The 14,520-nt window shown below is 63.8% G+C and carries 12 protein-coding genes (1 of these 12 only partly in view); all 12 read left to right on the top strand.

Annotated elements, in window-relative coordinates:
* Nucleotides 1-1,753, top strand: partial view of a chemotaxis protein CheA gene (gene cheA / locus PW947_RS12390; protein ID WP_299631997.1) — the 3' portion only. Its footprint begins 461 nt before the window's first position; the window shows 1,753 of its 2,214 coding nt (coding positions 462-2,214); the start codon falls outside the window, past its left edge; the stop codon is at nt 1,751-1,753.
* Nucleotides 1,754-1,792: 39 nt separating this feature from the next.
* Nucleotides 1,793-2,329, top strand: a complete 537-nt coding sequence (locus PW947_RS12385; protein WP_299631995.1) for a chemotaxis protein CheW — start codon at nt 1,793-1,795, stop codon at nt 2,327-2,329.
* Between the two features lie 36 nt (nt 2,330-2,365).
* Nucleotides 2,366-4,252: a methyl-accepting chemotaxis protein gene (locus PW947_RS12380; protein ID WP_299631994.1), complete on the top strand. Its 1,887-nt coding sequence runs from the start codon at nt 2,366-2,368 to the stop codon at nt 4,250-4,252.
* Nucleotides 4,253-4,500: 248 nt separating this feature from the next.
* Nucleotides 4,501-5,460: a CheR family methyltransferase gene (locus PW947_RS12375; RefSeq protein WP_299631993.1), complete on the top strand. Its 960-nt coding sequence runs from the start codon at nt 4,501-4,503 to the stop codon at nt 5,458-5,460.
* Complete coding sequence (gene cheD, locus PW947_RS12370; protein ID WP_299631992.1) at nt 5,457-6,284, top strand: chemoreceptor glutamine deamidase CheD; 828 nt, start codon at nt 5,457-5,459, stop codon at nt 6,282-6,284. Before PW947_RS12375 ends, cheD begins: the two co-directional genes overlap by 4 nt.
* A 5-nt stretch (nt 6,285-6,289) precedes the next feature.
* On the top strand, nt 6,290-7,381 hold the full coding sequence (locus PW947_RS12365) for a chemotaxis response regulator protein-glutamate methylesterase (protein WP_299632935.1): 1,092 nt from the start codon (nt 6,290-6,292) through the stop codon (nt 7,379-7,381).
* Nucleotides 7,382-7,451: 70 nt separating this feature from the next.
* Complete coding sequence (gene cheY, locus PW947_RS12360; protein ID WP_299631991.1) at nt 7,452-7,847, top strand: chemotaxis response regulator CheY; 396 nt, start codon at nt 7,452-7,454, stop codon at nt 7,845-7,847.
* A gap of 1 nt (nt 7,848) precedes the next feature.
* A complete protein-coding gene (gene cheZ, locus PW947_RS12355) occupies nt 7,849-8,562 on the top strand; it encodes a protein phosphatase CheZ (RefSeq protein WP_299631989.1) in 714 nt (237 codons plus the stop codon).
* Between the two features lie 271 nt (nt 8,563-8,833).
* On the top strand, nt 8,834-9,382 hold the full coding sequence (locus PW947_RS12350; RefSeq protein WP_299631987.1) for a DUF2844 domain-containing protein: 549 nt from the start codon (nt 8,834-8,836) through the stop codon (nt 9,380-9,382).
* 17 nt (nt 9,383-9,399) lie between these two features.
* A complete protein-coding gene (locus PW947_RS12345; protein ID WP_299631985.1) occupies nt 9,400-10,767 on the top strand; it encodes a DUF3443 domain-containing protein in 1,368 nt (455 codons plus the stop codon).
* 247 nt (nt 10,768-11,014) lie between these two features.
* Nucleotides 11,015-12,226, top strand: coding sequence for a flagellar biosynthesis protein FlhB (gene flhB, locus PW947_RS12340; protein ID WP_299631983.1), 1,212 nt, complete (start codon nt 11,015-11,017; stop codon nt 12,224-12,226).
* Nucleotides 12,223-14,316, top strand: a complete 2,094-nt coding sequence (gene flhA, locus PW947_RS12335; protein WP_299631981.1) for a flagellar biosynthesis protein FlhA — start codon at nt 12,223-12,225, stop codon at nt 14,314-14,316. Before flhB ends, flhA begins: the two co-directional genes overlap by 4 nt.
* The last annotated feature ends 204 nt before the right edge of the window (nt 14,317-14,520 follow it).

Genomic DNA, 14,520 nt, shown 5'->3' with positions numbered 1-14,520 from the left:
CGACGGATCGGCGCCGGAACACGTGATCGATCAGGCAGTACAGATTGCAGGTGAATGGACGAATGGCGACACGGCAGAGACCGGCGCCAATGGCGGGACCGGCGGAGAAACCGGCCCGCATCTGAAAATAACGCTACGGGGCGTAGGTGAGAAGGACCAGGCACTGCTGACTGAGGAGCTCGGCAACCTGGGTACGATCGTCGGACAGACGAAGGCTGGCGCCGATATGACGCTGTGGCTTTCGTCGGATGTCACGTCTGACGACATTACCGCCGTGTGCTGTTTCGTGATCGACGAAAGTCAGATCACGGTCGGCCGCGGCACCGCGCCGGCAGGCGATTCCGAGCATGGCGAACCTGGAACGCCGCCCGCTCAGGATTCGACGCCGGCCGAAGCAACGGCCGCGCCGGCTGCACCGGCACCGGCTGCAGAGCCGAAGCACGGTCTGTTCGATAGCGCTGCCGCTCAACCGGCAGCCGCTGCGGCAGCACCGAAGGCCGCCGCTGCACCGGCGCCCGCCGAACACGACCGCAAGGCACGTCCGGCCGCCGCCGCGGCAGGCGCGGAAGGCAGCTCGATCCGCGTGGGCGTCGAAAAGGTCGATCAGCTGATCAACCTCGTCGGCGAACTGGTGATTACGCAGGCGATGCTTGCGGAAACCACCAGCACCTTCGATCCGGCGCTGCACGACCGCCTGTTCAACGGCATGGCGCAGCTCGAACGCAATGCGCGCGATCTGCAGGAAGCGGTGATGTCGATCCGCATGATGCCGATGGATTACGTGTTCAGCCGCTTCCCGCGTCTGGTGCGCGATCTCGCGGCAAAGCTCGGCAAGGAAGTGGAACTCGTCACGTTCGGTCAGGCGACCGAACTCGACAAGAGCCTGATCGAACGGATCATCGATCCGTTGACCCACCTGGTGCGTAACAGTCTCGACCACGGCATCGAAACCGTGGAAGCGCGTCGCGCCGCAGGTAAGGCATCGACGGGTCAGCTGGTGCTGTCCGCTGCGCATCACGGCGGCAACATCGTGATCGAAGTCAGCGACGACGGCGCCGGTCTGCGCCGCGACAAGATTCTCGCGAAAGCGGCCAAGCAAGGCATGCAGGTCAGCGACTCGATGTCCGACGAGGACGTCTGGAACCTGATTTTCCTGCCGGGCTTCTCGACCGCCGAGCAGGTCACCGACGTGTCGGGCCGCGGTGTGGGCATGGACGTCGTGAAGCGCAACATCCAGTCGATGGGCGGTCATGTCGAGATCCAGTCGCATGCCGGCAAGGGCAGCACGACGCGCATCGTCTTGCCGCTGACGCTCGCGATTCTCGACGGTATGTCGGTGAAGGTCGGCAACGAAATCTTCATCCTGCCGCTGAACTTCGTGATGGAGTCGCTGCAACCGCGCGCCGAAGACATCTACACGGTGGCGAACGGTGAACGGGTGGTGCGCGTGCGCGGTGAATACCTGCCGCTGGTCGCATTGCACGAAGTGTTCGCCGTCGAAGACGCGAAGCAGGAACCGACGCAAGGCATCGTCACGATCATGCAGACCGAAGGACGTCGCTTCGCGATGTTGATCGACGAACTGGTCGGCCAGCAGCAGGTCGTGGTGAAGAACCTCGAAACCAACTACCGCAAGGTACACGGCATTTCCGCCGCAACCATTCTCGGCGACGGCAGTGTCGCGCTGATCGTGGACGTGGCGGCGCTGAATCGCGAATCCCGGTCTGCGCATAGCAGCCTGAGCGTCGCCTGATTTTTTACTTATTACTATCCCAACTCTCTGGGGGCTAACGTGGCAGAAGTTCAATCCATCAATTCGAGCGTCGCAAACGCGAGCGGTACGAATGGCCGCCGCGATGCGGGGCAGGCCGACGCGGGCGGACAGGAATTCCTCGTCTTCACGCTCGGCGCGGAAGAGTACGGCATCGACATCCTGAAGGTGCAGGAAATCCGCGGTTACGACAGCGTAACGCGCATCGCCAACGCACCGGAATTCATCAAGGGCGTGATCAATCTGCGCGGCATCATCGTGCCGATCGTCGATATGCGCATCAAGTTCCATCTGGGTCGCGTCGAATATGACCATCAGACGGTCGTGATCATCCTGAACGTCGCGCATCGCGTGGTCGGCATGGTGGTGGACGGCGTGTCGGACGTGCTGACGCTGGCAACGGATCAGATCATGCCGGCGCCGGAATTCGGTGCAACGCTGACGACCGAATACCTGACGGGCCTCGGCACCGTCGATGGCCGCATGCTGATCCTGATGGACATCGAGAAGTTGATGACCAGCCGGGAAATGGCGCTGATCGAGACGCTCGGCGTCTAAACGCGAAAGCGTAAAACAGGTACAGGAGTGCGGGACATGAGCAGGTGGTCGATTCGAGCGTTGCTGACGTCGGTGGGTGGCCTGCTGGTCGCGCTGACGATCGTGGTCGGGGCTCTCGGGCTCACGGCGCTCGGCAACGCGAGCACATCGCTGAAAGCAATCGCGAGCGGCGATCTGGTCGCGATTCACGCGCTCGACGACGCATCCGCGTATCTGTTGCGTTCCCGTCTCGCGGTCGATCGCTACAACACGCTGACCGCCGCGAACAATGCGGACGAAGCGAAGAAGGCACTCGACCGCGCGCAGGAACTGCTCGCGAAGGGCAATCAGAGCTGGCAGGCGTATCTCGATGCGCCGAAAGCCGGCATCGATCAAGCCTTGCTCGACGAAGTCGCCGCACGCCGTACCACGGTGATGCAGGACGGCGTCGCGCCCGAGTTCGCCGCACTCAACGCAAACGATCAAGCTGCGTATCACGCTGTCGCGGATACCAAAATCAGCCCGATGTTCATCGCTTACGACGCAGCGGCCGCGAACGTGGTCAAGGCGTTGCAGCAGCGCGCGTTGGACAACGAAGCCAGCGCGCAGTCGAACGTGACGTTGATGACCACGTTGATTATCGCGATCACGCTGGTCGCGGTGGCGATGGTGGTGGTGCTGCGTTTTGCGATGCGCGGGTTGATCGTCCAGCCGCTCACGGACGCAACCGATGCATTCGAACGGATGGCCGACGGCGATCTGACCGGACGCATCGCCGCGCGTAACGGCAACAACGAAATCGGCAAGCTGTTCGCCGGGATCGTGCAGATGCAGGACAGCCTGTCGACGCTGGTGAAATCGGTGCGTCACAGCACGGAATCGATCGATACCGGTGCACGCGAAATCGCGATGGGCAACACCGATCTGTCGCAACGCACCGAGCAACAGGCCGCCTCGTTGCAGCAGACCGCATCGAGCATGGAAGAACTCACCGGCACGGTCCGCCAGAACGCCGAGAACGCGCGTCAGGCGAGCCAGCTTGCCGTCAACGCGTCGGATATCGCGACGCGCGGCGGCGATGTGGTGAGCCAGGTCGTCGATACGATGCAGGCAATCGCGACCAGTTCGAACAAGGTCGTGGACATCATCGGCGTGATCGAAGGCATTGCGTTCCAGACCAACATTCTCGCGCTGAACGCGGCAGTCGAAGCGGCGCGCGCGGGTGAACAGGGACGCGGCTTCGCGGTGGTCGCAGGCGAAGTGCGCAGTCTCGCGCAACGCAGCGCGAGCGCGGCGAAGGAAATCAAGGAACTGATCGGCGATTCCGTCGACAAGGTGCAAAGCGGCTCGGCGCTGGTCGGTCGTGCAGGCACCACGATGGATGAAATCGTGCAGGCGGTGCGCCGCGTGACCGACATCATGGGCGAGATCAGCGCCGCGTCGGAAGAGCAGTCGGGCGGCATCGAACAGGTCAATCGCGCTGTCGTGCAGATGGACGAAGTGACGCAACAGAATGCGGCGCTCGTCGAGGAAGCGGCAGCAGCGGCGGCGTCGCTCGAAGAGCAGACGCGCCAGTTGCAGAAGGTCGTCGGGACGTGGCAGGTCGAAGGCAGTCACCGCGCGCCCGCTGCGGCTACGGCTAAGGCGACGGTTCGCAGCGGCAGCACGACGTCGTTCGCGAAGGCGAAGCCGATGGCGGCGAAATCCGCGACACGGCCGGCGGCGACCGCCAGCACATACAGCAAGCCGAAGGCAGCACGTCCGCCCGAGGCGATCGAACCCGATGTCGCAGCAACGCACGGCGACGCGAGTTCGAATCCGGTTACGCATGCGGCACCGGCACCGGCCGCCGCGTCGAAACCGGCGCGGCTCGAACCGGTAGCGCGGCCGATGCCCGTCAAGGCATCGACGGCGGGATCGGATGCGGACTGGGAAACTTTTTAAACGGTATCGAGCCGGGTTTCGACCTCGGCATCGACGCAGGAACACGTAGCAACGGCAGACGGACACGCGGGCTTTCGGCATCTCGCCCGATTACGGGCGACTCATCGGAGCACGTTCACGGGGCGCGCTTCAGGCCGACAGCCGGTTGGAACTTTCGCGGGCAGGCGCGGCCCGCGATGGCAGTCCCCTGCTTCACCGGAGAACGGTGAGGAAACCAGGGACGTCTCGTATCGCAGGCAGGAAACTTCATGATGGCAACGCGCGCACAGCAACGCACCGACCGGGCGGAACCGGGTAGATCCGGCGACCCAGGTCGCGACTTCGAGTTTACGTCGGCCGATTTCGCTCGCATCCGCGAACTGATCCACCGCAGCGCCGGCATTTCGTTGTCGGACCACAAACGCGACATGGCGTACAGCCGCCTTGCCCGCCGTTTGCGCGCTCGCGGTCTGGACAGCTTCAAGCAGTATCTCGATCAGCTCGAACAGGAGAACGATCCCGCCGAGTGGGAAGCGTTCACCAACGCGCTGACAACCAACCTGACAGCATTTTTCCGCGAGGCGCATCACTTTCCGCTGCTCGCCGATTTCATCAAGACCCGTTCGACACCGCTCGCCGTCTGGTGTTCGGCGGCATCGACCGGCGAAGAACCGTATTCGATCGCGATGACGCTGATCGAAGCGCTCGGCGACCACGCGGCGCGCAACGTGACGGTGCTCGGCACCGATATCGACACGCAGGTGCTGGCCAAAGCCGAAGCGGGCATGTACCAGTTCGACCAGGTCAAGCATCTGTCGCAGGAGCGCCTGAAGCGCTTCTTCCTGAAGGGCACCGGCGCGCATGCCGGGCTCGTCAAGGTGCGCCCTGAAGTCCGCGCGATGATCCGCTTCCAGCAGCTGAACCTCACCGACCGCGATTACCAGTTGCAGGCGCAGCAGTTCGACGCGATCTTCTGCCGCAACGTGATGATCTATTTCGACAAGCCGACGCAGGCGCAAGTGCTGCAACGCTTCGAGCCGTTGATGAAGTCGGGCGGTCTGCTGTTCGCCGGTCACTCGGAAAACTTCACCTACGTCACGCAGTCGTTCCGTCTGCGCGGCCAGACCGTCTACGAACTGACGCGTGACGGCGGCGGCGCGCGTGGCGCGACGCGCGGCACGGCGCAGGGCACGCAAGGCGCGCGCGCGACCAGCGGGGTGCCAGCATGAGCGCGCTGCCGATCGCCACCAATCTCTATTACGACAACCACTTCCAGCGCCCCGGCGTGAAGCTGTTGCCCAACGAGTTCTACACGACGCACGACGACATGGTGCTCGTGACGGTGCTCGGCTCGTGCGTCGCGGCCTGTATCCAGGACCGCACGGCGGGCATCGGCGGAATGAACCACTTCATGTTGCCGGACGACGGCGCGGACGTGTCGCACGCGGGTTCCGACTCGATGCGCTACGGCGCGTACGCGATGGAAGTGCTGATCAACGAACTGATCAAGGCAGGCGGACGCCGCGAACGCTTCGAAGCAAAAGTTTTCGGCGGTGCCGCTGTACTTGCGGGTATGACGACGATTAATATCGGCGACCGCAATTCGGAATTCGTGCGCCGCTATCTCGCGCTCGAAAAGATTCGCATCACCGCGGAAGATTTGCAGGGCGCGCATCCGCGCAAGGTCGCGTTCATGCCACGCACCGGTCAGGTGATGGTCAAGAAGTTGCGTCTGCAACAGGAGCAGGGCGTGGCCGAGCGCGAACAGGCGCTGGCCCGTCAAACCGACGCCGCACGCGCCGAGCGCCTTGCGCGCGCACGCGAACGGGTCGAGCTGTTCGGTGGCCCGTCGGGCACCGCGGCGGCGCGACCGCGCGTCGAACTGTTCAGCTCGGGACTGGCGTCCCGAGCGGGCGCGAACCCGACCGGCGGCACGGGTGCCAGCCACAACGCGACATCCGGCGCGAGCGCGTCGAAATCTCGCATCGAACTCTTCGGCGCGGGCACGCGGCCGAATAACCCAAACAACGCCAGGACCGCAGAGGAGGCGTGACAGCTGTGCAAAACATCAAGGTATTGTGCGTCGACGATTCGGCGCTGATCCGAAGCCTGATGACGGAAATCATCAACGGGCAGCCGGACATGACCGTCGTCGCCACCGCACCCGACCCGTTGGTCGCGCGCGAACTCATCAAGCAGCACAATCCGGACGTGTTGACGCTCGACGTCGAAATGCCCCGGATGGACGGTCTCGATTTTCTCGAGAAGCTGATGCGTCTGCGACCGATGCCGGTCGTGATGGTGTCGTCGCTGACCGAACGCGGCAACGAAATCACGCTGCGCGCGCTGGAACTGGGCGCGGTCGATTTCGTCACGAAGCCGAAGGTCGGGATTCGCGACGGCATGCTCGACTACTCGGAAAAGCTCGCCGACAAGATCCGCGCGGCGGCCCGTGCGCGTGTGCGTCAGGCGGCGCCGGTGCATCATGCGGCGCACGCGTCGGGCGCGCATCACGCGACCCCGCACGCGCCGTTGTTCAACAATCCGCTCGTCAGTACCGAGAAGCTGATCATCGTCGGCGCATCGACGGGCGGCACCGAAGCGATCCGCGAAGTGCTGGTGCCGCTGCCGCCGGACGCGCCTGCGGTGCTGATCGCGCAGCATATGCCGCCGGGATTCACAAAATCTTTTGCACAACGCCTTAATGGTTTGTGCCGGATTACCGTTAAAGAAGCTGAGCACGGCGAACGCGTGCTGCCGGGTCATGCTTATATCGCACCCGGCCACGCTCACCTGTTGCTCGCGCGTAGCGGCGCGAACTACATCGCGCATCTGTCAGACGACCCGCCAGTCAACCGGCACCGTCCTTCTGTCGATGTGCTGTTCCGTTCCGCTGCGCAACATGCGGGCAAGAACGCGGTTGGCGTGATCCTCACCGGAATGGGGCGCGACGGCGCGGCGGGACTGCTGGATATGAGAAAAGCGGGTGCGCATACGCTCGCCCAGGATGAAGCGAGCTGCATCGTGTTCGGCATGCCGCGCGAAGCGATCGCAATGGGCGGCGCTGTGGAAGTAGCGTCATTGCAGGATATGAGCCGACGCGTCATGGTAAGCCTTGCGGCCATGGGCGAACGGGTACAGCGGGTATGATGCGCACCGCGTCTGATTGAACAGGCGGTCATTAGCCGCACCATCTGGATCAAGCGAAAGGGAATGAGAAATGGATAAGGGCATGAAAATTCTGGTTGTGGACGACTTTCCGACGATGCGCCGGATCGTTCGCAACCTGCTGAAGGAACTGGGCTACGCGAACGTCGACGAAGCGGAAGACGGCGCAGCGGGTTTGTCGCGCCTGCGCGGCGGCGGCTACGACTTCGTGATTTCCGACTGGAACATGCCGAACCTCGACGGCCTGGCGATGCTGAAGGAAATTCGCGCCGACGCGAACCTGAACCATCTGCCGGTGCTGATGGTGACGGCGGAATCGAAGAAGGAAAACATCATTGCAGCGGCGCAAGCCGGTGCGAGCGGCTATGTGGTGAAGCCGTTCACGGCTGCCACGCTCGACGAGAAGCTCAACAAGATTCTCGAAAAGATGCAAAAAACCGGGAGCTGATGTGAACCTGCCGACTGAAGCATCCGGCGCCGAATCGCATGAAGGCGGCGGCGACCTCACGACCGACCGCATTCTCGCCCGCATCGGCACGTTGACGCGCACCTTGCGCGATTCGATGCGCGAGCTGGGGCTCGACAAGCACGTCGAGCGCGCGGCCGAAGCCGTGCCCGACGCACGCGACCGTCTGAAGTACATCGCGAACATGACCGAGCAGGCCGCCGAGCGCGTGCTGTCGTCGATCGATGTCGCGAAGCCGATTCAGGAAGAGCTGCAACGCGGCGCGAACGAACTCGATGCGCGCTGGGACCAGTGGTATGCCGCGCCGATCGAACGCGAGGAAGTGCGCGCGTTGATGAGCGATACGCGCGACTATCTGCGCAGCGTGCCGCCCGCAACGACCGCGACCAACGAACAACTGCTCGAAATCATGCTCGCGCAGGACTTCCAGGATCTGACCGGCCAGGTCATCAAGAAGATCATGGACGTCGTGTATCTGATCGAGCAGCAGCTGCTCGGCGTGCTGGTCGAGAACATTGCGCTCGAACGGCGCGAGCAGTTCGCGGCGAACGCGGCGGCGCTGGTGGCGGAAGTCACGTCGCCGACGGGCAGCCCGGAATCGCTGCTGAACGGTCCGCAGATCAATCCGGAAGGCAAGGCGGACGTGATGCAGGATCAGTCGCAAGTCGACGACCTGCTGGCCAGCCTCGGATTCTGATCGGGCCGCTGCGCCCGTTTCACCTGGTCTCAGCATGTGCGTCACACCCGGCGCCACACACGATGGTTATCGAACATTGTGCGTGGCACCGGGTGTTGTCGTTTGTGCGCGGGCTTTCTGCATGCACCGGTTTCAGGCACGCGCGATGCTCGTTCACACAGCGTTTACATTTTTGTAAGGTTTCGCGTCGTTCGTGTCGTATTATCCAGAAACATGCTGCCGCTCACCGTCACGGTAGGGCGCGCCGCAGCTCTCGGGAGGAGCCTGGGCTATGTCGATCCGCATCAGCCGCGTCGTGTTCGTCACGGCGCTCGGAGTGTCCGCTACGCTGGCGGCGCTGACCGCAGGGGAGGCCCACGCGGCGCTCGGGGGCAGCCCGATGACGCCGCCGTCCGGCGCATCGAGCGTGTCGCGGGTGGTCGAGCCCGCCGCGCAGTCCAGCTCGCAGGCCGTGCTGAAGTCGGGTTCGGCGGCCGCGTCTTCCAGCAGCACGTCGAGTTCGACCGCTTCCTACACTGTCCGCGAAACCACCTTCGGTAACGGCACGGTCGTGCGTGAATATCTCGCGCAGGACGGCACGGTGTTCGGGATCGCGTGGCAAGGCCCGCAGATGCCGGATCTCGACAGCCTGCTCGGTACCTATTTCTCGCAATACGTTGCCGGCGTCAAAGCGGCGCGAGCACGTACCGGGCGCGGACCGGTCGCCGTCGATCAGAGCGGTCTGGTCGTGCGATCGGGCGGGCATATGGGCGCTTTCGCCGGGCAGGCGTGGCTGCCGCAGTCGCTGCCGGGCGGCGTCAGCGGCTCCGACATCCAGTGAGCGACGGGACTACGACCATGCGAATCACGCGAACGGCTCACACCACTCACGACGCACAGACTTTCGTTTCCGGCGGCGCGCTGCACGCGCTCGCGGCTCGCTTCGACGGCTGGTTGCGCACGGCCACAGCGGTCGTGCTGCTGTCCGTGGTGGCAGCGTGCGGCGGAGGCGGCGGCGACTCCAACTCCAGTTCCAGCTCGAACAGTTCCGTCAACACCGACGGTCTGCCCGCCAGTCCCACCGCGCAGCCGATCGCGGCCGGCGCGGCGAACACGGTCGCGGTGACGGTCGGGGCCGGCCTCAGCGGCGTCGTCAATATTCCGACCGTCAGCGTGACGATCTGCGCGCCGGGCTCGACCACCAACTGTCAGACAATCGATAACATTCAGGTCGATACCGGTTCGTACGGTCTGCGGATCGTCGGTTCGGTGCTGAACAGCACACTGAGCGGCGCGATGCCGGTGAACGCCGCGCCGAACGTCAGCAGCGCGCAGCTCGCCGAATGCACGCGTTTCGCGGACGGTTACTCGTGGGGCACGATCCGCAACGCCACCGTGAAGATCGGCGGCGAAACCGCGTCGACTATCCCGATCCAGCTTATCGGCGATCTCGCGTCGAGCACGATCCCGACCAGCGGCTGCATCAACGGATCGTCGGAAAACACGGTCAGCGATCTCGGCGCGAACGGCATTCTCGGTATCGGCGTCGCGCCCTATGACTGCGGCACGACCTGCCAGAGCGCGTCCACGGCCGCCACCTACAGCAACTACTACGCGTGTCCGACCAGTGGCGCCGCTTGCAGCCGCACCGCCGTGCCGACCGGCCAGCAGGTCGCGAATCCGGTCGCGCACTTCACCACTGACAACAACGGCGTGATCCTGCAGATGTCGCCGGTGTCGAACGCCGGTTCGGCCGGCGCGACGGGCACGCTGGTGTTCGGGATCGGTACGCAGTCGAACAACGCGCTGGCGGCAGCCAACGTCTTCAACACCGACAGCTACGGCGACATGAACAGCAGCACGTTCAACGGCAGCAAGGTGACCGCGTTCCTCGACTCCGGCTCGAACGGCTATTTCTTCTCCGATAGCACGCTCACGCTGTGCAGCAGCAACTACTCCGGCTTCTACTGCCCGTCGTCGTCGCAGACCCGCACGGTCACCCTGGTCGGCACCGGCGGCAACTCGCTGGCCGCGCAGATCGGCATTGCAAACGCGCAGTCGTTGTTCCGCAGCGGCAACAACAACTACGCGTTCAACGACCTCGCCGGACAACTCAGCACCACCGGCATCTTCGATCTCGGTTTGCCGTACTTTTACGGCCGCTACGTCTACTACGGCATGGATCAGACCGCGAGCGGCGGTCAGTCGCCTTACGTCGCTTTCTGAGCTTTCAGCGCATCGGCGCTGAACCGGGCCGGGCGCGTCGCGAGGCGCGCCCGGCTTTTTCATGCGCGGCGTTTGGGCGCCCGGTCCGCCTTGACGGCATCCGGCGCGGTTTCTGAACCGTTCATCCGTCGAAATGCCACGGTTTCACCGTCTTTATCCGCCGATCACAGCTTGCGACGAGCCGCAATAATCGGTCTCACTGGAAATGGCGTGGGGCCGTGACCGATTGTGGCGCGTGGAGTAGCAGGTGGCAGAACAGAGCGACGAAGACAAAACCGAATCAGCCACCCCCAGGCGACTTGAAAAGGCGCGGGAAGAGGGGCAGATCGTACGGTCGCGCGAACTGTCGTCGTTTGCGCTGCTGTCGGCGGGGTTTTTCGGTGTGTGGGGCCTGTCAGGCCCGATCGGCGAGCATCTTCAGACGATGCTGCGCAGCGCGCTGACATTCGACCACGCCAAGGTCTTCGAAACCCGTCAGATGCTGATCGGCGCGGGTGCCGCGAGCCACGAAGGGCTGGCCGCCGTGCTGCCGATCCTCGCGCTGACCGGCGCGGCCGCGCTGCTGTCGCCGCTCGCGCTGGGCGGCTGGCAATTGTCGGCGAAAGGTCTGGAGCCGAAATTCAGCCGGTTGAATCCGGTCGCCGGACTCGGCAAGATTTTCTCGATCAACGGTCCGATCCAGCTGGGTATGTCGTTGGCGAAGACGCTGGTGGTGGGCGGGATCGGCGGCACGGCGATCTGGAATCGTCGCGAGCAGGTTCTCGCGCTCGCCACGCAGCCGCTGGACACCGCGCTCGCGAACGCCGCGCATCTGATCGCGGTGTGCTGCGGGATGACGGTGGCGGGTCTGTTCGTTGTCGCCGCGATGGATGTGCCGTATCAGATCTGGTCGTTTCACAAGAAGCTGCGGATGACCAAGGAAGAAGTGAAGCGCGAGCACAAGGAAAGCGAAGGCGATCCGCACATGAAGGGCCGCATCCGCTCGCAACAACGGGCTGCCGCGCGTCGCCGGATGATGACCAACGTGCCGAAGGCCGACGTGATCGTCACCAACCCGACGCACTTCGCGGTCGCGCTGCAATACACCGACGGCGAGATGCGTGCACCGCGCGTGGTCGCCAAGGGCGTGAACCTGGTGGCCGCACGGATTCGCGAGCTGGGCCGCGAACACAATATTCCACTGCTCGAAGCACCGCCGCTCGCGCGGGCGCTTTATCACAACGTCGATCTGGACCGTGAAATTCCAGGTCAGCTGTACGGCGCAGTGGCGGAAGTGCTGGCGTGGGTATATCAACTGCGCCGGTTCAAGACCGAAGGCGGCGTCGCGCCGACCGCACCGAGCGATCTCGACGTGCCCGCCGAACTCGACAAGGGCGGCGTCTCCGATGACGACGCCGCCGAAGAAGCCACCGACACACTCGGTGACGATGACAATGCTCAACCCGGAGTTTCCGCATGAACGCGAGTGGAATCCTGTCCCGTCGGCCTGACGCGCTGAGCGGCGCCAACCTGCGAGCACTCGCCGGTCCGGTGCTGATCTGCATGATCCTCGGCATGATGATCCTGCCGTTGCCGGCATTCCTGCTCGACCTGCTGTTCACCTTCAACATCGCGTTGTCGGTGATGGTGCTGCTGGTCAGCATGTACACGATGAAGCCGCTCGATTTCGCGGCTTTTCCGAGCGTGCTGCTGTTCTCCACGTTGCTGCGCCTGTCGCTGAACGTGGCGTCCACCCGGATCGTGCTGCTCGAAGGCCACACCGGCCCCGGCGCGGCTGGTCAGGTGATCGAGTCGTTCGGTCACTTCCTCGTGGGCGGCAACTTCGCGGTCGGTATCGTCGTCTTCGTCATCCTGATGGTCATCAACTTCATGGTGATCACGAAGGGTGCGGGCCGGATCGCCGAAGTGTCCGCGCGCTTCACGCTCGACGCGATGCCCGGCAAGCAGATGGCGATCGACGCCGACCTGAACGCCGGCATCATCAACGAAGACCAGGCGCGCAAGCGTCGTCTGGAAGTCGGGCAGGAAGCCGAGTTCTACGGCTCGATGGACGGTGCGAGCAAGTTCGTGCGCGGCGATGCCGTGGCGGGTTTGCTGATCATGGTGATCAACATCTTCGGCGGGCTGGTGGTCGGGATGGTGCAGCACGGTCTGGACTTCGCGACCGCGGGCAAGACCTACACGCTGCTGACGATCGGTGACGGCCTGGTTGCACAGATTCCGTCGCTGGTGATTTCGACGGCGGCCGGTGTGATCGTGTCGCGCGTCGCGACCAACGAAGACATCGGCACGCAGCTGACGGGCCAACTGTTCACGAACCCGCGCGTGCTGATGATCACGGGCGTGATTCTGGTGCTGATGGGCTTGATCCCCGGCATGCCGCACTTCGCGTTTCTGTTGCTCGGCGGCGGTCTGATCCAGATGGGTCGCGTGATGAAGAAGAAGATCGACGCGGGCAAGAACAGCGCCGCGCTGGTCGACGTCGCACCGGCCGCGCTCGCGCCGGTCGAGAACGCCGAAGCAAGCTGGGACGACGTGACGATGATCGACACGCTCGGTCTGGAAGTGGGCTATCGCCTGATTCCGCTGGTCGACAAGAATTCCGACGGCGAACTGCTGAAGCGGATCAAATCGATCCGCAAGAAGTTCGCGCAGGAAATCGGTTTCCTGCCGCCGGTGATCCATATCCGCGACAACCTCGAATTGCGTCCGAACGGTTACCGGATCGCGCTGAAGGGCGTCGAAGTGGGTATCGGCGAAGCGTATCCGGGTCAATGGCTGGCGATCAATCCGGGACAGGTGTCCGCCGCATTGCCGGGCACGCCGACGCAAGATCCGGCCTTCGGTCTGCCGGCCATCTGGATCGATACGAATCTGCGCGAACAGGCGCAGGTCTACGGCTACACGGTGGTCGATTCGAGCACGGTCGTCGCGACCCACCTGAATCACCTGGTGGTCACGCACGCATCGGAATTGCTCGGCCGTCGCGAAGTCCAGGCGCTGCTCGAACGGATGCAGAAAGACACGCCGTCGCTGGTGGACGATCTGGTGCCGAAAACGCTGCCGCTCACGACGCTGCAAAAGGTGCTGCAAAACCTGCTGGAAGAAGGCGTGCCGATCCGCGATCTGCGCTCGATCCTCGAAGCCTTGTCCGAGCACACACCGAAGATCACCGACGCACACGATCTCACCGCCGTGGTTCGTCTGGCACTGGGCCGCGCGATCACGCAGCAATGGTTCCCCGGCACGGGCGACATGCAGGTCATGGGTCTGGACTCGAACCTCGAACGCGTGCTGTCGCAGGCGCTTTCGACCGGTGCCAATCCGGGGCTGGAGCCGGGCCTCGCGCACACGCTGATGACGGAGACGCAGAAAGCGATGATGCGTCAGCAGAACCTCGGCCTCGCGCCGGTGCTGCTGGTTCAGCATGCATTGCGTCCGATGCTCGCGCGCTTCCTGCGTCGCAGCCTGCCGCAGCTGAAGGTGCTGTCGTATGCGGAAGTGCCGGACACACGCAATATCAAGGTGGTGAATCTGATCGGCGCGTAAGCGCAACCACGCGGTTTTGCAGGCCGCGTTGCGGTCTGAAACCGGAACAAGCCGGCGCTCGTGAGAGCGCCGGCTTTTTTGTTGATGGCAGCGCTTTTTCGACGGCGATTTCCATACCCCGAATTACCCAGTTTTCCAGTCCCTTATCAGCAGATCGTCGTTGGTCGGGTTTCGGAATAATTGAATCATTGGGAAGCGGTATGT

Origin of the sequence: Paraburkholderia sp., from assembly GCF_028283785.1 — a bacterium.
In the GTDB taxonomy this organism is placed as follows: Bacteria; Pseudomonadota; Gammaproteobacteria; order Burkholderiales; family Burkholderiaceae; genus Paraburkholderia.
This window is presented reverse-complemented; position numbering and strand designations above follow the sequence as displayed.